We start from the raw sequence: 21570 nt of genomic DNA on the forward strand, positions 1-21570 counted from the left end.
GGAGCCGGTGGAGAAGGACGGAAGACCGACACCTTCAGGGGCTGAGTCCACGGAATCGGTGGAATCACACCCGGGCTATAGGCTCTGGGCCGATCTGAGCGCCGCTTTCTTCGCCCCGGCGCGGTGCCCCCGGCAGGTCTGTAAGAGAGCCTGCCGGGGACACCGAGATTATTGCCGCAAAAAGGCCCTGAGCTGCGCGAGCCCGCGGGTCAGCAGATCTTCGGCAGCCCCGGCGCTTTCGGCCTCGGTATAAAGCCGCAGTTCCGGCGCATTGCCCGAGGGGCGCAGATGGATCACCCGGCCCGAGGCCAGATGCAGCCGCAGACCATCGGTGCGGTCCTGCTCTGAAAGCACCTCCCCTAAGGGAGTGAGCAGCGGCGCAAAGCCCGCAGCCTCCAGCCGCGCCATCAGGGCGCGGCTGGTCTCAGGCGCGATCTCTTCCAGCCGGTCGGCGGCGGTGAAACGCGCAGGCTCAGCCGCGACCAGCCCCGAAAGCGAAAGTCCCGCCGATTTCGCCAGCACCAGCGGGGCGATCAGCGGCAAAAGGCTGTCGCGCGTCCAAAGCGGCGGCAGCGCGCCGCCCGGAAGTGCCGCCTCAAAGCCCGCAAGAAATCCGCCATTGGCCTCATAGCCGACCACGCGGCCCCCGGCCTCTGCCATTCCCGCGATCACATAGGGAGAGCCGATCTTCGTGCGCAGCACCCGCGCGAAAGCCCCCGCCAGCCCGACCCCGCTGTTAGAGCTGACCGGGGTCACCACCACCTCTGCGCCAAGCGCGCGCGCCGTGATCTGCCCAAGGATATCCCCCGGCACGACCGCGCCTCTCTCATCCGCCATCAAGGGACGATCGCCATCGCCATCGGTTGAGACCAGCGCATCAAGGCCCTGCGCCGCGCACCAGGCGGCAATCTCTGCGCGGATCGCCGGGGGCACGGCTTCGGTATCGACCGGAATAAAGCTCTCACTGCGCCCAAGGGGGATCACCGCGGCGCCAAGCGCCAGAAGCGTCTCTGCAATCAGATCGCGGCTGACGGCCGAATGCTCCCAGACCCCGATCTTCAACCCGGAAAGCGCCCCCGCCCCAAAGGCCGAGACATAGCGCCGGACCCAAGGCCCCCCCGCATCCGCCTGCTGCAAAGCCGCCGACTGCCCGCCCGGCGCGCGCCCAAGGGCGGCCAGGATCGCCGTTTCATCGGCTTTGGTGATCTCACCGCCGGGCAGATAGAACTTCAGCCCGTTGCGATCAGTCGGAATATGGCTGCCGGTCACCATAATGGCGGCCGACCCCGCCGCCATCGCGGCCAGCGCCAGCGCCGGGGTCGGCACCGCGCCGCAGTCCGTCACCGGGACCCCTTCGCCCCGCGCGGCCTCTGCCACGGAAACTGCAATCCCGGGCGAGGAGGCGCGCAGATCGCGGCCGATATAAAGCCCCCGCCCGGTCGGACAGGCCGCCAGAAAAGCCCGGGTGTAATCTGCGATCAGGGCGGGCGTCAGATCGACCACCAGCCCCCTGAGGCCGGAGGTGCCAAACTTCGGAGCCATCAGCCTTTTTCCCCCTGCCCCCTCGCATAGAGGTCCTCATAGCGGATGATGTCATCTTCACCGAGATAGGTGCCGGTCTGCACCTCAATCAGCACCATCGGCACTTTGCCGGGGTTCTCAAGGCGATGCTTTGCCCCCAGCGGCACATAAATCGACTGGTTTTCCGTCACGAGGCGAACCTCTTCGCCCACGGTGATCCGCGCGGTGCCCGAGACCACGATCCAATGCTCGGCGCGGTGGACATGGCTTTGCAGGCTCAGCGCCGCACCGGGTTTGACGACGATACGTTTGACCTGAAAGCGCTCGCCCAGAGCCAGGGTCTCAAAATGCCCCCAGGGGCGCTGGTCCTGGGCAAATTTCTCGGCCTGACGCACGCCACGCGCACGCAATGTGTCGACCGCGAGTTTCACATCCTGCGCGCGGGAGCGGTCCGCGACCAGAACCGCATCGGGCATGGCCACCGCGATCAGATTGTCGAGCCCGATCCCCACCAGCTCCAGCCCCGGCGCCTCTGAGCGCAAAAGACTGTCTTTGCAGTCAATCGCCGTCACCGCGCCAAAGGCCACCACGCCATTGCTGTCGCCCGCCATCTCATCGGCGACCGCAGACCAGCTGCCCAGATCATTCCAGCCCGCCGAGAAGGGCACCACGGTCAGATTATCCGCCCGCTCCATCACCGCGTAATCGATCGAGTCTGCGGCAACCGCCTCCCAGGGGGTGGCGGCGAGACGCAGGAAATCGAGATCCGTCACGGCGTCCGACAGCGCGTTTTCCACCGGAACGATCATCTGCGGGGCGTGATCCTCAAAGGCTTTGCGCAGCACATCGGCGCGGAAGAGGAAAATCCCCGCGTTCCACAGAAAATGCCCCGCCGCCAGCATCTCAGCGGCCCGCGCGGCATCGGGCTTTTCCACAAAGCGCTTCAGCGGCACCGGGCCTTTGCTGCCCGCGCCTGCGCATTCCAGCCAGCCATAGCCGGTCTCCGGCGCGGTCGGCGTGATCCCGAAGGTGACGATCTGCCCGGCTTCAGCCGCAGGCACCCCGCTGCGCACCGCGGTCTGAAAGGCGGCCGTGTCGGGGATCACGTGATCTGAGGGCGCCACCAGAACCAGAGCCTGCGGGTCTTTGCGCGCAAGATGCAGCACCGCCGCCAGGATCGCCGGCGCGGTATTGCGCGCCGCAGGTTCCAGCAGGATCTGGCCGGTGGCTTCCGCCGCCTGCATCTGCTCGGCCACGAGAAAGCGGAAATCCGGGCCGGTGACGACGAGAGGCTCGGCAAAATCCGCGCCCTTCAGCCGGGCCAGCGTGGCCTCAAAGAGGCTTTGCTTCGGATCGGTCAGCCGCGAGAACTGCTTGGGAAAGCCTTTGCGCGACAAAGGCCAGAGCCGGGTCCCCGACCCGCCGCAAAGTATCACCGGATAGATCACAACAGCTTCTCCCCCGAAACATAGGTCTTTGCGCTGAAGCAGCCGGGCGGTTTAGCGCTCCGCCCCCCGCAGCAGGCCTTTCAGATAAGCACCATAGCCGGTTTTCCCAAAAAGCGAGGCGCGTTCCACCAGGGCTTCATCGGAAATCCAGCCGGCCGCCCAGGCGATTTCATCGGGGCTGCCGACCTGCAGGCCCTGACGCTCCTGCAGGGTGCGCACGAAGTTGCCGGCATCGAGCAGGCTCGCATGGGTGCCGGTGTCGAGCCAGGCATAGCCGCGGCCCATGGTCTCCACCCGCAGGCTACCGTCATGAAGATAGCTCTCCAGCAGCGTCACGATTTCCAGCTCCCCCCGCGGTGAGGGTTTGACGGCGCGGGCGCGCTCAGGGGCGGTGCCATCGAGGAAGTAAAGCCCGGTGACGGCGTAGTTCGAGGGCGGCGCGGGCGGCTTTTCGATGATCGCTTTCACGGTGCCGTCTTTGTCGAAATCGACCACGCCATACCGTTCAGGGTCGGAGACGTGATAGCCAAAAACCGTGCCACCGGCCTCAGGGGCGGCCTGCATCATTTCGGGCAGACCATGGCCGAAGAAGACGTTGTCACCCAGAACCATGGCCGAGGGCGCACCCTCCAGGAAATCCTCCGCCAGAAGGTAAGCCTGGGCCAGACCATCGGGCGAAGGCTGCACGATCCAGGTCAGCGCGATGCCCCACTGGCTGCCGTCGCCGAGCACGCGCTGGAACTGCTCCTGGTCATGCGGCGTGGTGATCACCGCGATCTCGCGGATCCCCGCCAGCATCAGCACCGAGAGCGGGTAATAGATCATCGGCTTGTCATAAAGCGGCAGCAGCTGCTTGGAGACGCCCATGGTCAGCGGATAAAGCCGCGTGCCGGAGCCGCCGGCGAGGATGATGCCTTTGCGATTGCTGCTCATGGCTGCTCTCCAATCTCTTTCAAAACGCGGGTGAGGCCGTCGCGCCAGTCCGGGCGCTGAATGCCGAAGTCGGCTTCCAGGCTTTGGCAGTCGAGCCGCGAATTGCCTGGGCGTTTTGCGGGGGTGGGATATTGATCGGTGGTGATATCGGTGACAGCGACTTTCAGGCCGCTTTGCGCAAAAATCTCGCGGGCGAAATCGGCCCAGGAGACATCCGGCGCACCGGAGAAGTGCCAGGTGCCGCCCTTCGCGCGGTCGGCCAGCATCGCGCGGCCCATGGTGATCAGCGCTTCGGCAATCGCGCCCGCCGGGGTCGGCCCGCCGATCTGATCGCCGACCACCGTCAGGTGATCGCGGCTCGCGCCAAGCCGCAGCATGGTTTTCACGAAATTATGGCCGTGGCTCGAGAAGACCCAGGAGGTGCGCAAAATGGCATGCTGCCCGCCCGCGGCCCGGATCGCCTCTTCCCCCGCCAGCTTCGTGCGCCCGTAAGCGCCCAGGGGTGCCGTCGGGTGATCGGGCGCAAAGGGGCGGGTCCCCGCGCCGTCAAAGACGTAATCGGTTGAGACATGCAGGAAGGGCAGGTGCTTTGCCGCTGCTGCCCGCGCAATCGCGCCGGGGGTCTCGCCGTTCACGATGAGGGCCGCCGCTTCTTCCGCTTCCGCCTTATCCACCGCCGTCCAGGCGGCGGCATTGATCACCAGATCACCGTCAAAGCCCGAAACCCGGGCCGCGCAACCCGCCGGATCCATCTGATCGGCCTCAGCGCGGGAGAGAAACACCGCCCCCGGCAGCCGGGCGCAAAGCTCCTGCGCCAGCTGGCCGGTGGCCCCGAAAACCAGCGCCTTCATGCTTTGGTCCCCAGCCGCTGGCCAACCCCGGCGCGCGCCTGCAAAGGCCGCCACCAGGCCTCATTGTCGAGATACCATTGCACCGTCAGCGCCAGCCCCTCTTCCACCGTGACCGAGGGACGCCAGCCCAGTTCCTCACGGATGCGGGAAGGATCAATGGCATAGCGCGCATCATGGCCCGGGCGGTCGGTCACAAAGGTGATCTGATCGGCGTAAGAGCCGCTGTCTTTCGGGCGCTTTTCATCGAGGATGGCGCAGAGCGTTTTGACCAGCTCCAGGTTGGTGCGCTCATTCTCGCCGCCGATGTTGTAGCTGCGGCCCAGCTCGCCCTTTTCGATCACCGTCAGCAGCGCATCGGCGTGATCTTCGACATAAAGCCAGTCGCGGATGTTCGAGCCATCGCCATAGATCGGCAACGGTTTCCCGGCCAAAGCATTGAGAATGACCACCGGGATCAGCTTTTCCGGGAAGTGGAACGGCCCGTAATTGTTCGAGCAATTGGTCAGCACCACCGGCAGGCCGTAAGTCTCGGCCCAGGCCCGCACCAGATGGTCTGACGCGGCTTTGCTGGCCGAATAGGGCGAGCGCGGATCGTAAGGCGTGGTTTCGGTAAACTGCACCGCCGGATCCGCGGGCAGCGAGCCGAACACCTCATCGGTTGAGATGTGATGGAAACGAAAGCCCGCGGGCTTGCCGGCACGCATCCAATACGCCCGTGCCGCCTCCAGCATATTAAAGGTGCCGGTGATATTGGTCTCGATGAAATCGCCCGGCCCGTCGATCGAGCGATCAACATGGCTTTCGGCCGCGAGATGCATCACCGCATCGGGGGCATGCGCCGCAAAGATCCGGTCCAGCGCCGCGCGGTCGCGGATATCGGCCTCTTCAAAGGCATAGGCGGAATGATCCGCCACCGAGGCGACATTGTCGAGGCAGGCGGCATAGGTCAGCGCATCAAGGTTCACCACGGCGTGCCCGCGCGCAATCGCCTGGCGCACCACGGCCGAGCCGATAAATCCGGCACCGCCGGTGATCAGAAGCTTCATGCCTGGCTCTCCATGGTGAAGGGGCTGTCAAAATCGGCGAAATCCTGTGCCTGCGCATCTTTGGGCGAGAGCAGCGCCTGATCGGACGTGATCCCCCACTCAATGCCCAGCGAGGCGCTGGCCCAATGCACCGCCCCGTCACATTCGGGCGCGTAATGATCGGTGCATTTATAGATGATCTCGCAATCATCGCTCAGCGTCACAAAGCCATGCAGGAAGCCCGCCGGGATCCAGAGCTGACGGCCATTCTCAAAGCTCAGCTCCTCGGCCACCCATTCGCCGTAAGTCGGGCTGCCGCGGCGGATATCCACCGCCACATCCAAAAGTGCCCCGCGCCCGCAGCGCACAAGTTTGCCCTGCGCATGCGGTGGCGACTGGAAATGCAGCCCCCGCACCGTGCCTTTGCGGGTCGAGAAGGAATGGTTGTCCTGCACGAACTCCGGCAGCTCCAGCCCCGCCTGTAAAAGCGTGCGCCGGTTCCAGCTTTCGGAAAAAAAGCCCCGGTCATCGCCAAAGCGCTTCGGTTCCAGCACGGCAACGCCCGCGAGTTTCGTCCGGGTTATCTGCATTCTCACTCTCGCAATTGGATCCCATTGCCCCGCAGCAGCGCCCGAAGCAGCCCTGCGATCATAAGCAAATCCTGCGGTTTTGTCAGCGCAGCCCGTAAAACACCGCGGGTCTTCGCCAGGGGGCAAAACGCGCCTTTGAAAACCACAACGCCGGGACAAGGCCCGGCGTTGCAGAGGATCTGAAAATCAGTCCCCGATGTCCTTCTGACGGCTCAGACGAGGGTCACTCAGACAGACGCTCCGCCCGCTCAACCCCGCCAAACTGCTGGTCATAAAGCTTGCGGAAGGCCCCGTTGCGGGCCAGCAGCTCTGCGGCCGTGCCATATTCCAGCACCTGACCCTGACCTAAGACATAGATCCGGTCGGCTTCCAGAATGGTGGAAAGCCGATGCGCGATGACGATGGTCGTGGCGCCTTCCGAGACGCGCTCAAGGCCCTCTTTCACAAAGCCCTCAGAGACCGAGTCGAGCGCCGAGGTCGCCTCATCGAGCAGCAGCACCCGGGCGCGGCGCAAAAAGGCCCGCGCAATCGCCAGCCGCTGGCGCTGCCCGCCCGACAGGAAGGTGCCGTTTTCACCCACCGGGGTCTGATAGCCCTGGGCCATCTTTTCGATGAACTCATGGGCATGGGCCGCGCGGGCCGCCTCCATGACCTCTTCATCGCTGGCCTCGGGGCGCGAGCAGCGGATGTTTTCCATCACGCTTGACGAAAAGAGAAAGGTGTCCTGCCCCACGAAGGACATCTGACTGCGCAGACTGTCAAAGGTGACCCCGGCGATATCGGTGCCGTCAAAGAGCACCCGGCCTGAGGTCGGATCATAAAACCGCATCAGAAGATTGATGATCGTCGATTTACCGGCCCCGGATTCCCCCACCAGCGCCGTGGTTTTGCCGCCCTGAAACTCAATATTAAGCCCCGAAACGGCCTTCTCGCCACTGCCATAAGCAAAGCTCACATCCTCAAAGCGCACCGCGCCTTCGGTCAGCTTCAGATCCTTTGCGCCGCTGGTTTCGCGGATGGTGATGTCGCGGTCGACCAGCTCAAAGAGCATGCCCGCGCCGATCTTCATCCCCTCCATGGAGACCCGCATCCGCGACAGCCGCTTGGCCGGCTCATAGGCCATCAGAAGCGCGGTGACGAAGGACATCAGCTGCCCCGCCGTGGTCGGCTCTCCGCCGGTGATATTGACGGCCGACAGCCAGACCACCCCGGCAATCGCCACACCCGACAGCGTCTCCATCATCGGAGAGGTGATCGCCTCCAGGCGGATCATCGAATTGGCGCGCTTTTCCACCTCGCCCACGGCCTTTTCCATCCGCGCATTCATCACCTTCTCCAGCGAGAAGATCTTGATGACGCGGATGCCGGTAGAGGTTTCCTGCAGCACCTTCAGGATCTCGGCCATGCCCGCCATCTGCTGGCTCATGATGGCGCGCACAAAGCCAAGGATCAGCCGGATGCCCACAAAAATCAGCGGCGCCAGAATGATCGAGGCGATCGACAGCACCGGCTGCTGGTAAAACATCACCCCAATGAGGCCGATCAGCGTCAGCAGATCGCGCACCATAGAGGTCACAATCAGATCAATCAGCGCCCGCGCGGCATTGGCGCCATGGGTCACGCGCATCAGAAGGTCTGAGGATTCCGTCAGATTGAAGAAATCCACCCCCTGCTTGAGCAGCCGGTCATACACCCGGCGCTGCTGCTGCGCGACGATGCCATTGCCCGCCCGTGCCATCGAGACCGACTGCACATAGGTCGCAAAGCCCTTGATGGTGAAAATCGCGATCACCATCAGCGCAACCGCCGTCACACGGCCGCGGTTGCCAGGATCGGTCATGGTGTCGACGATGGCCTGCATCGACCAGGCCGTCAGCGCCGACATGCTTGCAACCGCAACCATGGCGGCCACCCCGAGGGCATAATATTTGCCCTGACGCTTCAGCCCCATCTTCAGCAGGCGAAAGATCAGCCCGTCTTTCCAGCCCGGCTTCGTGGCAGGCGGCACATTGCTATTCTCAGCCATCAGACTTTTAAGTTTCCTTGGATCAGTGCATTTCCCTACTCAAAAAGCCGCATTCCCGCAACAATCCGCCTGAAAGAGCAGGCTGAGAGGCACAGAACGGCGCGGCTTTCCGCCCTCGTCAGCGGCAGTGCAAAGCAGGGTCCGGCACAGGGACGTCAGAGTTTCAGGCGGTAATTCAACACGATGCGGTGGTCCGGCGACGGCAGGACCGGCCCGGCAGGCGGCAGCGCGACATCCGCGCGTGATCGGGTATATGGGGCGGGCAAAGCGAAGTTACAGGCCCCCCCTCCTGCGACCCATTGGAAGACGCGGGCCTGAAGCGCCGCAACGCCCTCGCGAAGCAGGGACGATGTAATGCCCGGCCCCGCCGCTTCGGGCCGCCCGGTTGAGAGTTTCGCTTCGACACAAAACCCGCAGAGGCCTGATCTGATCTTCGGCAGAGCCCTGTCGCCGCCTGAAGGCCTTCACCGCAGATAAGGGCCGCGCGAAACCTGTTTCACAAAGCGCGTAAAACCCGGAAAGTCACAGGATTGCGCAGCCGCTGAGACGAATACGGGGATGTGATAAGTCCGGTTTATCGGATATGAAGCGGATGCTTTGACGAACGAAGCCCGGAAAGCCCCTTTCAGTCCGGGGTTTTCGCACCTCTGTCGCCATGACGGTCCGGTGCCTTTTCACACCACCTCAGGCGGTTCAGCGCGCGCGAAACGACGGCGCAAGCGTCGCGGCGCCAAGGGTCAGAAGAATGGCCCCCGCGCCCAGATCAATCCCGCGCTTCAGGCCGCGATAGCCGCGTTGCAAAGCCGGCAGGCCAAAGACCAGAGCCAGCAGCCCGTGCCAGACCACCGAAAGCCCCGTCAGCCCGGCCACCGCCGCCAGATGATAAGACAGCCCCGGCGCGTCAGGCGCGGTCAGCGCAAAGGCACTGCCGAAAAAGGCCAGCGCTTTAGGATTGGTGATGCTGGTCAGAAATCCCTTTGCAACCAAAGATCCCTGCGCCGGGACCTGCGCCTCCCGGGCGGGTCCGGCCGAGAGGCCGCTGCGCATCATCATCAGTCCCAGCCAGGCCAGATAAAGCCCCGCCCCGATCCGGATCGCGGTCTGCGCCCAGACCGCCGAAGCCAGAAGCGGGCCCAGCCCCAGAACGGTGAGAGAGGACCACACAAAGGTCGCCCCCGCCACACCAAGCGCGACCCGAAGCCCCGCCAGCCGCCCCGAGCGCGCCGAGACCGAAGCGATCAGCAGAAAAACCGGACCCGGACTGCAGCAGGCCAGCAGGAAAATTCCACCCAGAGCCAGAAGGCTTTGCTCAATGCTCACAAAAACTGTCCCGCTGTTTGCGCCAAGGCTAGCATCCCGCCGCTTTACGTCAACGCCGCAGAAAACAGAGCCCCGGGGCGCGATTGCAGCCGCCTCTGCAGGCCGCCCCCTGAAAGGCCGGACTTTGTGTCAAAGGAAAAAGATCCCGCCGGAAAGCTCCCCCTCACTGCCCGCAAGGCCTTCAAGGCGCAGGCTGAGATCGGCGGTGAAACGCAGCACCAGATCCTGGCCTTCCGACCGGGCAAAGCGGCTGACCACCTCTGCGGCACTCAGCCCGCCGCCCCAGATCTCGGGGCTGAGCCCCAGACGGTCCCCCGCGCCCCGGGAGAAATCGGTGATCCGCGCGGCCCCCGGCAGGGCATAAAACTCAAAGCTGTCGGCCCCGGCGCCGCCCTCCATCACGACATCGCCGCCGCCGCTTTGCAGCCGGTCGGCCCCGGCCCCGCCGTAAAGGTGGTCGGCCCCGCCGCCGCCATAAAGCACATCCGCGCCGCCGCCGCCAAAAAGCGTGTCATTGCCGCTGCCGCCGCCCAGCGTATCGTCGAACTCCGCGCCATAGATCAGATCATTGCCGCCACCGCCCCAGAGGCGGTTGTTGCCGTCCTGGCCCGCGTACAGAAAATCATCCCCCTCTCCGCCGTACAGCAGATCAGAGCCGGGCCCGCCGGTCAGACTGTCATTGCCCGCCCCCCCCCACAGGGTGTCCTGCCCCGGCCCGCCCAGAAGCCGGTCGTTGCCATCGCCGCCATAAAGGAGGTCATTGCCCCTTCCGCCCTCCAGGGTGTCATGTCCCGCGCCGCCCCAAAGGGTGTCCCAGCCCTCATCGCCCGCCAGAAGACTGCCGTGCTCTCCGGCGTAAAGCAGATCCTGCCCCGGGCCGCCCATCAGGGTATCGCGCCCGGCACCGCCATAAAGCGTGTCATCACCGCCCCCCGAGCCCATCAGATCATTGCCCTCATCGCCCATCAGCAGATCGCCGCCGCCGCCGCCCCAGAGCCGGTCATCCCCCGCGCCGCCATAAAGCACATCCTGCCCGTCGCCGCTGCCCAGCGTGTCATCGCCGTCACCGCCATAAAGCACGTTGCCGGTGCCATCGCCGGACCAGACCCGGTCATGGCCGGAGCCGCCATAAAGGCTGTCGCGCCCCCCGGCCCCAAACAGCGTGTCATTGCCCGCGCCGCCGTAAATCTGATCCTGACCATTGTGCCCCGAGAGCTTATCGCCCAAAGGCCCGCCCTTCAGCCCCAGCAGCACGGTCGGAGCAACCGTCAGGCTTTCGGCCAGGCCAAAGCCGTCATTCACCACCCGCCCCGCATAGGCATTCACCACCACCGGCTGCGGCCCTGCCGCCTGATAGGCGCCGCCGTCAAAGACCAGGGTCACCGCGCCATCACCGCTCAGCACATAGCTGTCGCGCCCCGCGCCCCCGGCCAGCTCAATCAGATGGCCCGCGCGGCTCTGGACCGAGAGCACATCCGCCCCGCCCGTGGCCAGCAGCACAAAACCACCCTGCCCGGCTGCGGCCCGCGTCAGGGCGTGGATCTGATCGGCCTCAGCGGCGGATTTACGGATCCACCCCTCGCCACTGCTCAGGTTCAGGGTGACGCTCAGCGGGCCGCTGAACCCCGCATAGCTCAGGATATTGCGGCCCTGATCCGCCCCCCCGGCCCCGTCATAGCGGATCACATCATTGCCCGCCGAGCCAAGGATCACATCACTCTCAGCCCTGGCCACACTGCCGGGATCAAGCAGATCATCGCCACCGCCGCCCATCAGGCGGTCCGCCCCCGCACCGCCGTAAAGCGTGTCATCGCCGCTGCCGCCGATCAGCGTGTCATTGCCCTCGCCGCCTGAAAGTTCCGCGCCGCGCATAGAGATTACTCCGATCTGCCCCCCTGCCCACTCAGAACCGCCAGACTGCCGAAGGTGAAAAAGCCTGCCACCCCCGCGCCTTCCGCGCCCTGCAGCGGATCGGGCCTCAGGTTTTCCTGCAAAGCCCCGGGGCCAAAACGCGGCCCGCCCGCTTCAATCACCAGCTCCATGCCGCGCAGCCCCCCTGCTTTGCCACCCCGTCATCAGGCCACAGCAGGATTTGAGACCGGGTTAACGGCGCGAAGTTTCCCGCAGCCACAAAGGCGGGACAGAAACCCCTTGAACCAAAGGGAGAGTTAAAAGAGCATCACACACGTCAAGCGTGTTTTTGCCTGAGGTATGAGGGGGGGGAGCGGTCATGAGTTTTACCGCAGGACGGCTGGTGGCTGTTGTGGTCACCTGTAACCGGCTCGATCAGCTGAAATGCAGCCTGCCGCGCTGGCTGGAGGCCCCGCCCGAGGTGTTAAGCGCGCTGCTTCTGGTCGATAACGCATCCACAGATGGCACGGCCGACTGGCTGAAGGGGGTGACAGACCCGCGTCTGACGGTGCTGCGCCTGGCCGAGAACCGCGGCGGTGCGGGCGGCTTTGAGGCCGGGATGCGCGCCGCCGCGAGGCAGTTTGATCCCGACTGGATGGTGCTGAGCGATGATGACGCCCGCCCCGATCCGGGGGCCCTCGCGGCCTTTCTGGCGGCGGATCCCGACCCGCGGTGGGAGGGCTGCGCCGCCGCCGTGCGCCATCCCGACGGGCGGATCTGCGCGATCAACCGCCCCGTGAAAGACCCCTTCCGCAGCCTGCGCGTTTTCCTGCAGACCCTGCGGCGGGGGCGGGCGGGCTTTCACCTTGGTGATGAAGCCTATGCCCCGAAGGCCCCGGAGCAGGCGGTGGACGGGGCCTCTTTTGTGGGGTTCTTTCTGTCGCGCAAAGGCCTCAGCCGCGCCGGGTGGCCGGACCCCGCGCTGTTTCTTTACGGCGATGATGCGCTTTACACCCTCGGCCTCAGCCGCGCGGGCGGGCGGATCGGGTTCCTGCCTCAGGTCAGCTTTGAGCATGATTTTCAAAGCCTGGAACCTGGCGGGCGGATGCGGCCCCTGTGGCGGATCTATTACTATCACCGCAACCTTCTGATGCTCTACCGGCTCTGCGCGGGGTGGCTGTTCTGGCCGGCCCTTCTGATCGTGCTGCCGGTCTGGGCGGGAAAAATCCGCCACTACCCCGGTGAGCGCCGGATCTTTGCGCGGCTGATGCGCCATGCTTTGCACGAGGGGCTGCGCCGTGACACCACCCGCAGCCATCTCTCGGTGCTCCGCCTGGCCGAAGCGCCGGGCCCGGCCCCCGCCGCTCAGAGATTGAGCAGATCGACGTGATGATGGCGCACCAGCAAAAGCCCCGCCGCCAGCGGCAAAAGCGCCGTGACCAGCACAAAGGGCACCGAGACCCAGGACGCATGATACATCGGATAAAACCCCTCGCGCATCAGCGCGATGATATGCACCAAAGGGTTATACCATAAGATCTCCTGCACCGCCCGGGGCATGCTCTCAAAGAGAAAGAGCACCCCTGAAGCCAGCAGCATCGGCCGGTTCAGAATGGCCCAGGTGTGCTCCCAGGCCGGGTAGCGCATGAAAAAGACGATATTGCAGACCCCGACCCCGGTGCCAAACAGCGCCGCCAGCGCCATGGCCAGCAGGATCAGCGGGAAATCAAGCAGCGTGCGCGTGTCGCTCCACAACAGAACCCCGGCGAAGATCAGCACCGCCACCAGAACCGTGGTGAGAAAATTCATCAAAACCCGCGCCAGCAGCGCATCCATCCAGGTCACCCCCGGATAGCGCAGCAGCGGCCGCGAGAAGCTGATCGCCGAAGAGGCCGCCCCGCTGAGGCTGCCATAGATCGCAAAGGGCATCATGCCGGTGGCCTTAAACAGCACAAAGCTGACCCCGAGCGGCGGCGACTGGATGAGAAAACTCATGGCCAAAGACAGCAGTAAAATCGTCCCCAGCGGATCCAGCACCGCCCAGATATAGCCCCCCGGCGAGCGGCCATAGCGCGTCGCCATCTCGCGCAGCATCAGCGCTGAGATCGCGCGGAACGCGCGAAAGCGCGGCGCCCCGGGGCGCTGTGGCACCGCGCGGCCGCCGGACATCTGTCCGCTTTCCTTCATCGGCTTTCTCCTGGCCTGCGCCTTGCCGCTCTGGTCTGCCAAAACATCCTTAACGTGAAATTAATGACTTGCGCCGAAGGTGAGGGGATCGACGGAGTTTCCTCTTGAGTGACACCAGCCTCTTCCCGACTGCGCAGATACCGCCCCGCCCCGGAGGTGCCCCGGTGGCTGTTGCGGGCGCACCCTCTGCGGGGCTGCAGACAGCGCCCCCCGCGCCCCCGCGCCCACCGGCACCGCAGCCCGCGCCGGTGACCGCGCCAGTGACCGCCCCTGTGCCACCGCCCGCCGGGCCTGCACGGATCCGGCCGCGCCACCGCTGGCTGGGGCTGAGCTTCATCGCTCTGGTGCTGCTGCCGCTGGCGCTGATCGCCGCTTACCTCTTTGGCCTGGCGCGCGATCAATATGCCTCGGATGTGGGCTTCACGCTGCGCCAGGAAGAGACCCCTTCGGCCGGGGCGCTGGCGGGGGGGCTGGCCTCAATGCTGGGGATGGGGGCGGGCCAGGCCAATACCCGGGTGCTTTACGAATATATCCGCAGCCCCGCTCTGGTGGCGCGGGTGGAAAGCCGTCTCGGGCTGCGCGCGATCTACAGCCCCGGCTGGCCGCAGGATATCCTTTACAGCCTGCCCCCCGATGCCACGATCGAAGAGCTGACCCGCTTCTGGCTGCGCATGGTCCGCATCGCCTTTGATGAAGCCAGCGGGCTGATGAGCATTCAGGTCCGCGCCCCGACACCTGAGCAGGCCACCGCCATTGCGGCCATGGTGATCGAAGAAGCCCAGAGCATGATCAACGGCCTTAATACCACCGCCCGCGCCGATGCCATGCACTACAGCACCGAGGATCTGACCGAAGCCGTGGCCCGCCTGCGCGCCGCCCGCAGCGCCATGAGCAGCTTTCGCGCCAGCACCCGCATCCTGGATCCCGCCGCCGATCTGAGCGGGCGGATGGGCATTCTGACAAGCCTCCAGGAGCAGCTCGCCACCGCTCTGGTCGAGAACGATCTGCTGTCAGAGACCACCGACCGCGCCGATCCGCGCCGCCGCCAGCTGGACCGGCGCATCGCGGTGATCCGCAGCCATATTGAGGATGAACGCCGGACCTTAGGCGGCGCGGCTCCGGCAGGATCGGCCGATCCCGGGGCCCCGGATTATCCTGAGCTGCTTGCGCGCTATGAAGAGCTGACGGTGGATGTCCAGGTCGCCGAGATGACCTATCGCACCGCCCAGGCCGCCCATGATCTCGCCCGCGCCCGCGCCGAGCGGCAGTCGCTTTATCTCGCGACCTATATCACCCCGACCCGGGCTGAAATGTCGGAATATCCCCGCCGCTTTCTGCTGTCGGGGCTGGGGTTTTTGTTTCTCACCCTGAGCTGGGTGGTCCTTGTGCTGATTGGCTACAGCCTGAGAGACAGGGGGTAGGTCTGTGATCCGCTTTGAGAATATCTCCAAGGGCTATATGATCCGCGGCCGCTGGCATCAGGTCATCGACCGGCTGAATCTGGAGCTGCCGGGCGGGCAGTCGCTGGCGCTTCTGGGCCGCAATGGCGCGGGCAAATCCACGCTTTTGCAGATGATCGCCGGGAATGTGCGCCCCACCACCGGGCGGATCGTGTCAGACGGCACGATCTCCTTTCCGGTGGGCTATGCGGGCAGCTTTCACCACGATCTGACCGGAGCGCAGAACACCCGCTTCATCGCGCGGCTTTACGGCGTCGACAGCGATGAGCTGGCCGGGTTCACCGAAGACTTCGCGGGGCTTGGCAAATATTTCCACATGCCGGTGCGCTATTACTCCTCGGGCATGGTGGCGCGGCTGAACTTCGGCGTCTCCATGGGGATCCGCTTTGACACCTATCTGGTCGATGAGGTCACCTCGGTCGGCGATGCCGCCTTCCGCGCCCGCAGCCAGGCGCTGTTTCAGGCGCGGATGGCGCAGTCGGGGGCCATTCTGGTCTCGCATAATTTCAGCGATATCTGGCGGTTCTGCTCGGCGGGGGTGGTGCTCGATCAGGGGCGGCTAACGCTTTATCACAACCTTGGAGAGGCCATTGCCCACCACAAAGAGCTGATGGCCCGCCCGCCCGCGCCCGTGGACGAAAGGCCCGGCGCATGAGCGGGCTTCGGGTGCTGATCGCGGGCGCGGGGCTGTCGGGCGCCACCTGCGCCAGGGTGCTGGCCGAAGCCGGGATCAATGTTGAGATCCGCGAAAGCCGCCCCCATGTGGCGGGCAACTGTCATACCGCGCGCTGCCCGGAGACGGGGGTGATGGAGCATATCTACGGCCCCCATATCTTTCACACCGACCGCGCCGATGTGCGGGCCTTTGTCACCCGCTTTGCCCGGTTTCGGCCCTATGCTCATCGCGTGAAAGCCAGGGTGGCGGGCCAGGTCTTCAGCCTGCCGGTGAACCTTCACAGCATCAACCAGCTCTTCGGGACCAGCCTCTCCCCCGCAGAGGCGCGCGCCTTTATCGCCGCGCGCTGCAGCGCCCCGCCCCATGGCCGCGCGCCGGAGAGTTTTCAGGAACAGGCCCTCGCCATGGTCGGCCCTGAGATCTACCGCGCCTTTCTGGAGGGCTATACCCGCAAGCAATGGGGCACCGAGCCCGGCGATCTGCCCGCCGCCATCCTGCAGCGGCTGCCTCTGCGCTTCAGCTATGATGACCGCTATTTCAGCCATGAATTTCAGGCGATCCCCGAAGCGGGCTATACCGAAATGACCAGGGCCATCCTGGCGCATCCGCTGATTTCGCTGCATCTCAACCGCCCGGCCCCCCCGAGGCCGCCCTGGCGGAGGGCTTTGACCATCTGATCTGGACCGGCCCGATCGATAGCTTTTTCGGCCAGGCGGAAGGCCCCCTTGGCTACCGCAGCCTGCGCTTTGAGCGCGAGGTGCGGCCCGGGTGCCGCGATGCTCAGGGCTGCGCGGTGATGAATTACCCCGATGCCGGCGTGCCCTTCACCCGCATCAGCGAGCATCGCCATTTCGCGCCCTGGGAAGATCCGCCCGGCACGCTGTTGCTGCGCGAATATGCCCAGGGGTGCGGGCCGGGGGATCCGCCGTTTTATCCGCTGCGCCTGACCGGCGACCAAAGGCGGCTGGACCGTTACCTCACCCGCGCCCGCGCCGCGCGGGGGGTGAGTTTTCTCGGGCGGCTCGGGACCTACCGCTATCTCGATATGGATGTCAGCATCGCCGAGGCTTTGCAGGCGGGCGCGGCAGTGGCGGCCTCTCTGCGGCAGGGACAGCCCCCGGCGGCTTTCCCCGGCGGCGGGGGCACATGAGGGTGCTTTTTTACAACTGGGTCAGCCCCTTTGACCCCGAGGGGCGCGGCGGCGGCGTGGCCGCTTATGAACGCGCCCTCGTACCGGCGCTTTCCGGGGCAGGCATTGAGGCGGGCTGGCTGAACTCGGGCCTCGCTCAGGATCTGCGCCCCGGTCCCCCCCGCTGGGAGCGCTGCGCCCCCGGTCAGTTTCGCCTGGTGAATGCGCGCCCCTTCGCGCCCTCGCATCTCTCCTTTGGCGACCCCGAGCAGATCAGCCATCCGCCCACCGAGGCCGCTTTTGCCGCCTTTCTGCGTGCAACAGGCCCCTGGGATGTTATCCATTTCAACAACTTAGAGGGACTTCCCGCCCGCGCTTTGCAAATCGCCCGCGCCCATGGCGCCCGCCTGGTGGTGATGCTGCACAATTACTACCCGCTCTGCCCGCAGGTGAACCTCTGGTTTCAGGAGCGCGAAAGCTGCGCTTCGGATCAGGGCGGCGCGGCCTGCGGAAGCTGCCTTGCCCATCCGCCCGCCCCGCGCCGCCGCCTGAGCCTCGCGCTTGCCACGGCGCTGCTTGAGCGCGGCGGGCCGGGCGGTCTGCGGCTTTACCGCCGCGGCACGGGCCTCTGGCGGGCATTGCGCGCGCGCAGATCCCGCCCGGGGCCGGGGGGGCTTGCCGCCCTGCCCGCCAGCGCGCCTCCGGCGCTGCAGGGACGCCGCGCCCTGATGATCCGGCTTTTGAATGAGAATGCCGATGCCATTCTCTGCGTCTCCGAGCGGGTGCGCAAACTCTCGGAAGGCTTCGGGCTGCGCGGCGATCTGCTGAAGACCTGCCGCATCGGCACGCCCGAGGCCGCGCGCCCCCCGGCCCCCCCGCGCCCGCTGCTCGATGCCTCGGGCCGTCTGACGCTGGCCTATGTCGGCTATATGCGCCGCGATAAGGGGTTCTTCTTTCTTCTCGACGCGCTGGAGCAGCTGCCCGCCGATCTCGCCGCCCGGGTCTCTCTGGTGCTGGCCGCACGGCTCAGCGATCCTGCGCTGCGCCCGCGCCTGCAGGCGCTTCGCGCCCGCCTGGCCGGGCTGAGCTGGGCCAATGGCTATCAGCGCGAAGATCTGGACCGCATTCTGGCCCCCGCCGGCTTAGGCGTGGTGCCGGTCTTATGGGAAGACAACCTGCCCCAGGTCGCGCTGGAGATGCATCTGCGCGGCCTTGCACTGCTCACCTCGGACCGGGGCGGCGCCCAGGAGCCAGGCAATTGCCCCGCGCTGGTCTTTCCCGCCGGAGATATCGCCGCCTTTCACAGCCGCCTGCGCGCGGTTCTGCAGGGGCAGATCACCCGCGCGGATTACGGCCAGGGCGGTGCCGCCCCCGCCGATATGCCAAGCCATCTGCGGGTGCTGATGCAGCACTGGCAGCCCGCAGAAAAACAACCTGAAGTTGCATTAGCTTCCGGCGGATTGAAGGCAAAAACCCCACCCCTGCCATAATCCCCGCGCCGCCCCGCCCCGCCCGCCTGCAAAACTGGCTTCGGGTGACGTGACGAACGGGTGAAGACATGGTGGCCTTTCGGCTGACGCAGATGCTCTCTGCGGCAGATGTGCGGTTTTTGTTGGGACTGCAGGACCTGGTGCTGCGCGAGAGCGGCGGCAGCGCCCAGCTTTACGGGCTGTCGCACAGCCGCCGTTTCGCAGCGAACAGCTGGGAGATCGGGGCTGATGGCCAGCTGTCGCTGATCGGGGCGCAGAACCTTTATGTGGATGACACCCCGGTGCGGACCGGCCTGGCGCTGGCCCCGGGCGGCGGGCATCTGCTGATCTCGGGCACCGAGCCCGGGATGATGCTGCGGCTGAGCATCGGCCCTGGCGGGCGCGCGGGTTCCCCCGCCGGTGAGGGCAGCCCCGGCTTTGAGGGGCGGCTTCTGGCGGTTGCCACCACCGCCACCTCGGTCTTTGGGCTGAGCGCGGGGGCGGGCAGCCCGCTGCGGCTTGATCCGAAGACCGGGGTGGCGGTGGGCAGCATCGGGGGCGCTGCGCCCGAACTCGCCTGGTCCGGCCTCGCCGCGCGCGACAGCGGCGGGGTCACGCTGCTGGCCACCACCCAGGCCGATGGCAGCGTGATGACCTGGCGCGCCGCCCCCGGCAGCTCTCCCACAGAGGTCAGCCGGATTCCCGCCCCCGAGGGCCCGGGGATCGCCGCCCCCACCGATCTGGGGATCGCGCAAAGCGGCGGCCAGCTGATCCTGGTGGTCAGCGCCGCCGGCAGCTCCAGCCTCAGCAGCTTCCGGCTCAGCGCGGATGGCACGCTGACCCCGGCCTTCCATCTGATCGACAGCCGCGGCAGCCGCTTTGAGAAGGTCCAGGGGATCGCTTTGGCCGAAACCCCGGTCGGGCGCAGCTTTCTGGTGGCGGGCGGGGGCGACGACGGGGTCTCGCTCTTTGAGCTGCTGCCCGACGGGCGGCCGGTCTTTTTGTCGAACTTCATCTGGCCGGAGATCGGCATGGCCCCGGGCAATCTGCGCAGCATGGTGCTGCGCGCATCCGACAGCGCCAGCGGCACCCGGCTTGATCTTTACGCCGCCGGTGAGACCCCCGGCCTGCTGGTCCTGAGCGCCGGGGCCGGATTTCTCACCGCCCCCCGCATCGCCACCCCGGAGGCTCCGGATCTGACCGGGACGCCCGGGGCGGATCTGCTGATCGCGGCCCCCGGCGGCGGGCATCTCTCGGGCGGTGCGGGCAATGACATCCTGGTGGGCGGCGACGGGGTGCGGATGACCGGCGGCAGCGGGGCCGATCTCTTTGTCCTTACTCCCGGGGGCACCAGCCGGATTTTGGATTTCACCCCCGGCGAGGACCGGATTGATCTGAGCGCCCTGCCGATGCTCTACAGCCCCGCCGCCCTGAGCCTTGAGGCGCTGCCCGGGGGCCTGACCCTGATCTGGCGCGACAGCCGCATGGAGATCCTGTCCGCCAGTGGCGCCCCGCTCAGCCTGCAGGACCTCGGGGCGGATCTGCTGCAGGGCCCCTTCCTTTGGGCGCTTCGCGGCGAAACACTGCCCCCCGAGCCGGAGCCGCCTGATCCCGATCCGCCGGGCTCCTCCGATCCCCTGCCCCTGCGGCTTGAGGGGACGGCAGGATCCGACAGCCTGACCGGGGGGGCGGCGGCGGATCTGCTCTTTGGCTATGGCGGGGATGATTTTCTTTTTGGCGGCGGCGGGGATGACTGGCTTTACGGCGGCACGGGCCAGGACCGGCTTTTTGGTGGCGCGGGGGCGGATCATCTTTACGCCGGACCCACAGGCGGCAGCCATCTCTTTGGCGGAGAGGGCGATGACCGCCTTTATGGCGGCGGGCCGGGCGATCATCTCGACGGCGGGGCGGGGGCGGATCTGCTCTTTGCCTCCGAGACGGCAGCCGCGGACTATGCGCTCTTTTTACAAAACAGCCCCGAGGCCGCGCTCTGGTTTTAAGCCGCGTCCGTTTCGCTGCGAAGCAGATCCGTCAGCCTTGCGATCAGATCCGGGCTCAGGGCCGCGCCGCCCAGCACCAGCCGCCCGCCGCGCGCTTCCATCCAAAGGCCGGGGCGCAGCTCCTGGCGCACCGCCTTTGGCTTCGGGGCGGCGGCAGGCATGCGGCCCGCCCCGGCGCTCAGCAGATCCTGCAGGCGGTTTTGCTCTTCTTCGGCGCTGAGCGCGGCGGGCAGGGCGGCCAGTCTTTGGCGCCAGTCCGCCCCGCGGCCCGCCTCCTGGGCAAGCGCCGCCGCCAGCGCAAGGCCCAGCCGCTCGGGCAGGGCGGCGGGGAACTGCACCACGCCGTCCAGGTCCTCTACCAGGCTCATGAACGAGCCGATCTTTGAGCGCCGCGCCCGGCTGGCACCGCTGAACAGCTGGCGCAGGGCGGCGCGCTCATCAGCAAAGACCCCGGCGCGGGCGGCCCGCAGCGCGATGGCCGCGCGCTCCCAATAAGACAGGCCCACCCGGATCTCGTTTTCCTCGACCATGGCGATATAGGCCTCTGCCGCGCTTTCAGGGCTGCGCACCAGGGCCAGCACTTCCGCAAAGCGGCCCGGCTCTTCCAGCGCCAGATCACGCAGCGCATGCAGCCTGCGCCAGCCCGAGATCAGCCCATAGCGCCCCGGGGCCAGCTCACAGACCTCAATCGGCGTGCGCTGCCCATGCGCCCGGATTGAGGTTTTGAGCGCCGCAAAATCTTCCGGATCCGACATCAGACGGTCGCGCAGCAGGTGGTTTTCCTCAATGGCCCCCGGGGGAAGGCTGACCACCATCCGGCCCTGATCACGCAAAGACTGCATCTCCAGACTGAGGCTGCGCAGCGCCGCTTCCGCAGCGCTTTCCGCAGCCACCCGCGCCACCGGCGGGCGGACGAAACCGCGCAGGGCAGCCGGGTCTTCGACCGGCAGATCAGAGACGGCAAAGGGCGGCGGCAGGCGGCGACGGGCCATCGGGTCACTCCCTCAGAGGGTGGAAATGTTTCGTGCGCGAAACATTCGGGTCAGGTGGCGGGGGGCAAATGTTTCGCGCGCGAAACATTTCC

The 21570-nt window shown here is 66.3% G+C and carries 19 protein-coding genes; 7 read left to right on the top strand and 12 right to left on the bottom strand.

Annotation, left to right across the window (positions count from 1 at the left end; translation table 11 throughout):
* Positions 1-168: 168 nt before the first annotated feature.
* The 10 genes from EG244_RS16605 to EG244_RS20495 form a co-directional block, all read right to left on the bottom strand.
* Positions 169-1542 carry a phosphomannomutase gene (locus EG244_RS16605; RefSeq protein WP_124966302.1) on the bottom strand — a complete coding sequence of 458 codons (1374 nt, stop codon included), beginning with the start codon at positions 1540-1542 and terminating at the stop codon, positions 169-171.
* The gene (locus tag EG244_RS16610; protein WP_124966303.1) at positions 1542-2969 is read right to left on the bottom strand and encodes a mannose-1-phosphate guanylyltransferase/mannose-6-phosphate isomerase; all 1428 of its coding nucleotides are present in this window, start codon (positions 2967-2969) and stop codon (positions 1542-1544) included. The genes EG244_RS16605 and EG244_RS16610 overlap by 1 nt, the downstream gene beginning before the upstream one ends.
* A gap of 51 nt (positions 2970-3020) precedes the next feature.
* A complete protein-coding gene (gene rfbA, locus EG244_RS16615; RefSeq protein ID WP_124966304.1) occupies positions 3021-3902 on the bottom strand; it encodes a glucose-1-phosphate thymidylyltransferase RfbA in 882 nt (293 codons plus the stop codon).
* The gene (gene rfbD, locus EG244_RS16620) at positions 3899-4753 is read right to left on the bottom strand and encodes a dTDP-4-dehydrorhamnose reductase (protein WP_124966305.1); all 855 of its coding nucleotides are present in this window, start codon (positions 4751-4753) and stop codon (positions 3899-3901) included. The genes rfbA and rfbD overlap by 4 nt, the downstream gene beginning before the upstream one ends.
* Entirely contained in the window at positions 4750-5799 is a 1050-nt protein-coding gene (gene rfbB / locus EG244_RS16625; protein WP_124966306.1) for a dTDP-glucose 4,6-dehydratase, read from the bottom strand. Before rfbB ends, rfbD begins: the two co-directional genes overlap by 4 nt.
* Positions 5796-6368, bottom strand: coding sequence for a dTDP-4-dehydrorhamnose 3,5-epimerase (rfbC, locus tag EG244_RS16630; RefSeq protein ID WP_124966307.1), 573 nt, complete (start codon positions 6366-6368; stop codon positions 5796-5798). Before rfbC ends, rfbB begins: the two co-directional genes overlap by 4 nt.
* 223 nt (positions 6369-6591) lie before the next feature.
* Positions 6592-8394: an ABC transporter ATP-binding protein gene (locus tag EG244_RS16635; protein ID WP_124966308.1), complete on the bottom strand. Its 1803-nt coding sequence runs from the start codon at positions 8392-8394 to the stop codon at positions 6592-6594.
* 693 nt (positions 8395-9087) lie between these two features.
* Positions 9088-9714, bottom strand: a complete 627-nt coding sequence (locus EG244_RS16640; protein WP_158617340.1) for a LysE family transporter — start codon at positions 9712-9714, stop codon at positions 9088-9090.
* 129 nt (positions 9715-9843) lie between these two features.
* Positions 9844-11586 carry a calcium-binding protein gene (locus EG244_RS16645; RefSeq protein ID WP_124966310.1) on the bottom strand — a complete coding sequence of 581 codons (1743 nt, stop codon included), beginning with the start codon at positions 11584-11586 and terminating at the stop codon, positions 9844-9846.
* Positions 11587-11591: 5 nt separating this feature from the next.
* On the bottom strand, positions 11592-11756 hold the full coding sequence (locus EG244_RS20495) for a hypothetical protein (RefSeq protein ID WP_158617341.1): 165 nt from the start codon (positions 11754-11756) through the stop codon (positions 11592-11594).
* 188 nt (positions 11757-11944) lie between these two features.
* Here EG244_RS20495 and EG244_RS16650 point away from each other — a divergent pair, with 188 nt between their 5' ends.
* Entirely contained in the window at positions 11945-12955 is a 1011-nt protein-coding gene (locus EG244_RS16650; protein WP_124966311.1) for a glycosyltransferase, read from the top strand.
* Here EG244_RS16650 and EG244_RS16655 read toward each other — a convergent pair.
* Positions 12931-13752 carry an ABC transporter permease gene (locus EG244_RS16655; protein ID WP_233589045.1) on the bottom strand — a complete coding sequence of 274 codons (822 nt, stop codon included), beginning with the start codon at positions 13750-13752 and terminating at the stop codon, positions 12931-12933. The two genes, EG244_RS16650 and EG244_RS16655, sit on opposite strands and share 25 nt — an antisense overlap.
* Before the next feature lie 104 nt (positions 13753-13856).
* On the opposite strand from EG244_RS16655, the gene EG244_RS16660 reads away from it, so the two are divergent.
* The 6 genes from EG244_RS16660 to EG244_RS16680 all read left to right on the top strand — a co-directional run bounded on the left by EG244_RS16660 (position 13857) and on the right by EG244_RS16680 (position 20486).
* Positions 13857-15173 carry a sugar transporter gene (locus EG244_RS16660; RefSeq protein ID WP_148097639.1) on the top strand — a complete coding sequence of 439 codons (1317 nt, stop codon included), beginning with the start codon at positions 13857-13859 and terminating at the stop codon, positions 15171-15173.
* Positions 15174-15177: 4 nt separating this feature from the next.
* Complete coding sequence (locus EG244_RS16665) at positions 15178-15867, top strand: ABC transporter ATP-binding protein (protein WP_124966313.1); 690 nt, start codon at positions 15178-15180, stop codon at positions 15865-15867.
* Positions 15864-16565 (top strand): UDP-galactopyranose mutase, encoded by a 702-nt coding sequence (locus tag EG244_RS21335; RefSeq protein ID WP_267900295.1) that lies wholly within the window; start codon positions 15864-15866, stop codon positions 16563-16565. Before EG244_RS16665 ends, EG244_RS21335 begins: the two co-directional genes overlap by 4 nt.
* Before the next feature lie 14 nt (positions 16566-16579).
* Positions 16580-17038 (top strand): UDP-galactopyranose mutase, encoded by a 459-nt coding sequence (locus tag EG244_RS21340; RefSeq protein ID WP_267900296.1) that lies wholly within the window; start codon positions 16580-16582, stop codon positions 17036-17038.
* Entirely contained in the window at positions 17035-18507 is a 1473-nt protein-coding gene (locus EG244_RS16675; protein ID WP_124966314.1) for a glycosyltransferase, read from the top strand. The genes EG244_RS21340 and EG244_RS16675 overlap by 4 nt, the downstream gene beginning before the upstream one ends.
* A 68-nt stretch (positions 18508-18575) precedes the next feature.
* Positions 18576-20486, top strand: a complete 1911-nt coding sequence (locus tag EG244_RS16680) for a calcium-binding protein (RefSeq protein ID WP_124966315.1) — start codon at positions 18576-18578, stop codon at positions 20484-20486.
* Here the strand turns inward: EG244_RS16680 and EG244_RS16685 are convergent.
* Positions 20483-21478, bottom strand: a complete 996-nt coding sequence (locus EG244_RS16685; RefSeq protein WP_124966316.1) for a ParB/RepB/Spo0J family partition protein — start codon at positions 21476-21478, stop codon at positions 20483-20485. The two genes, EG244_RS16680 and EG244_RS16685, sit on opposite strands and share 4 nt — an antisense overlap.
* Positions 21479-21570: the final 92 nt, after the last annotated feature.

The sequence above is a fragment of the Falsigemmobacter faecalis genome, from assembly GCF_003863335.1.
Taxonomy (GTDB): domain Bacteria; phylum Pseudomonadota; class Alphaproteobacteria; order Rhodobacterales; family Rhodobacteraceae; genus Wagnerdoeblera; species Wagnerdoeblera faecalis.

What these genes read in the sequence shown, in the direction of transcription:
- EG244_RS16605 (WP_124966302.1), bottom strand. Translation starts at nt 1,542, where the DNA reads ATGGCTCCGAAGTTTGGCACCTCCGGCCTCAGGGGGCTGGTGGTCGAT.
- rfbA (WP_124966304.1), bottom strand. Translation starts at nt 3,902, where the DNA reads ATGAGCAGCAATCGCAAAGGCATCATCCTCGCCGGCGGCTCCGGCACG.
- rfbD (WP_124966305.1), bottom strand. Translation starts at nt 4,753, where the DNA reads ATGAAGGCGCTGGTTTTCGGGGCCACCGGCCAGCTGGCGCAGGAGCTT.
- rfbB (WP_124966306.1), bottom strand. Translation starts at nt 5,799, where the DNA reads ATGAAGCTTCTGATCACCGGCGGTGCCGGATTTATCGGCTCGGCCGTG.
- rfbC (WP_124966307.1), bottom strand. Translation starts at nt 6,368, where the DNA reads ATGCAGATAACCCGGACGAAACTCGCGGGCGTTGCCGTGCTGGAACCG.
- EG244_RS16635 (WP_124966308.1), bottom strand. Translation starts at nt 8,394, where the DNA reads ATGGCTGAGAATAGCAATGTGCCGCCTGCCACGAAGCCGGGCTGGAAA.
- EG244_RS16645 (WP_124966310.1), bottom strand. Translation starts at nt 11,586, where the DNA reads ATGCGCGGCGCGGAACTTTCAGGCGGCGAGGGCAATGACACGCTGATC.
- EG244_RS20495 (WP_158617341.1), bottom strand. Translation starts at nt 11,756, where the DNA reads ATGGAGCTGGTGATTGAAGCGGGCGGGCCGCGTTTTGGCCCCGGGGCT.
- EG244_RS16650 (WP_124966311.1), top strand. Translation starts at nt 11,945, where the DNA reads ATGAGTTTTACCGCAGGACGGCTGGTGGCTGTTGTGGTCACCTGTAAC.
- EG244_RS16655 (WP_233589045.1), bottom strand. Translation starts at nt 13,752, where the DNA reads ATGAAGGAAAGCGGACAGATGTCCGGCGGCCGCGCGGTGCCACAGCGC.
- EG244_RS21335 (WP_267900295.1), top strand. Translation starts at nt 15,864, where the DNA reads ATGAGCGGGCTTCGGGTGCTGATCGCGGGCGCGGGGCTGTCGGGCGCC.
- EG244_RS16675 (WP_124966314.1), top strand. Translation starts at nt 17,035, where the DNA reads ATGAGGGTGCTTTTTTACAACTGGGTCAGCCCCTTTGACCCCGAGGGG.
- EG244_RS16680 (WP_124966315.1), top strand. Translation starts at nt 18,576, where the DNA reads ATGGTGGCCTTTCGGCTGACGCAGATGCTCTCTGCGGCAGATGTGCGG.
- EG244_RS16685 (WP_124966316.1), bottom strand. Translation starts at nt 21,478, where the DNA reads ATGGCCCGTCGCCGCCTGCCGCCGCCCTTTGCCGTCTCTGATCTGCCG.